Source organism: Micromonospora sp. KC606, assembly GCF_004348675.1.
Classification (GTDB): domain Bacteria; phylum Actinomycetota; class Actinomycetes; order Mycobacteriales; family Micromonosporaceae; genus Micromonospora.
In genome coordinates this window covers 1-1,331 of sequence record NZ_SMKN01000407.1, presented here as the reverse complement: position 1 = coordinate 1,331, position 1,331 = coordinate 1, and the positions used below count along the sequence as shown (strand labels likewise).

At 69.3% G+C, this 1,331-nt stretch carries 1 protein-coding gene; it reads right to left on the bottom strand.

Going from position 1 to position 1,331, the window contains the following annotated elements:
• Window positions 1-9: 9 nt before the first annotated feature.
• Window positions 10-1,071 (bottom strand): IS110 family transposase, encoded by a 1,062-nt coding sequence (locus E1193_RS31410; protein WP_132186741.1) that lies wholly within the window; start codon window positions 1,069-1,071, stop codon window positions 10-12.
• Window positions 1,072-1,331 lie beyond the last annotated feature (260 nt).

Here is a 1,331-nt window from a genome sequence, read left to right as displayed (position 1 = left end):
GGGACGCTCCTATGGCGCGTCAAGTGGTTGGGGAGGGTTTTCGAGGCGTCGGTAGAGGTCTCGGGCGATGTAGCGCTTGAGGCAGCGTTTGATCTCGCGGTCGGTTTTGCCTTGGGCGCGGCGGCGGTCGGCGTAGGCGCGGGTGGGTTCGTCGTAGCGCAGTCGGGACAGGGTGATGGTGTGCAGGGCGCGGTTGAGTTGGCGGTCGCCTGAGCGGTTGAGGCGGTAGCGGATGGTCTTGCCGGACGAGGCGGGGATCGGGGCGACGCCGGCGAGCATGGCGAAGGCGGCGTCGTTGCGGCAGCGGCCGGGGTGGGACCAGGCGGTCAGGACGGTGGCGGCGACGATCGGTCCGACGCCGGTGAGTTGGAGCAGGTCGGGACGCCAGGACCGGACGATGGTGAGGATTGCCGTCTCGTGGCCGGCAGCCTCGGTTTCAAGGGTGCGGATGCGGCGGGCGAGGTCGCGCAGCACCGTCAACGCGGTGATGATCTCGACATCGCCGCTGGCCGTGGTGGGTCGCAGCCGGTCGGCGGTGCTGATCATCGCGCGGGTGTTCTGCCCACGGAACCGGGATCGGACCGCCTCCGGGGCGGTGACGATCAGGGCGTGTAGTTGCCGTTGGGCGGTGGTGGCGGCCTCGACGGCTGCGCGGCGGGCGGTCAGTCGCATCTGCAGCGCTGCCCGTTCGGGGCCGGTCTTGGGCTGCGCCAACTGGGTGCGGGCCAGAGCGTCGCGGGCGGCGCGTTCGGCATCGATCGGGTCGGACTTTGCTCCGGCCCGGCGGGCTGGCCGCTTCGGGCGGTCCAGCTCGACGACCAACTCGTCGGCATCAGCCAGGTGGCGGTGAAGGCCGGCGCCGTAGCCGCCGGTGCCTTCCATCGCCCAGGCCCGCAATCCCGAGTGCTGCCCGGCCAGGGCCAGCAGCTGCGCATAGCCGTCCGGATCGGCGGTAACGGTCGTACGGTCCAGCACGGCACCGGTGCGGGCATCGAGGACCGCGGCGGTGTGAGTGTGTTTGTGGGTGTCGACGCCGATGACGACCTCGACCAAATCTGCCAGCATGGACATGCGTTCTCTCCTCACCATGGGGACGCACGGGTCCGGTCCGGTGCGGAGATGGCAGGACTGTGATGAGACACGCCAGCCACTAACTGGCGGTCAAGCTCCTGATCAGGCCAAACGTCTCTCACCGGGCCGGCGCCGGCAGCAGCGGACGGACAAGTCCCGCCAAAGACACAAAGCCAGTCAGACGAAGAGTCACACCCACTGCTGCCGGCTATCAGCTCACCACTGCTGAACCGACCCCGCCATGCTCACAGTCAGCCGAG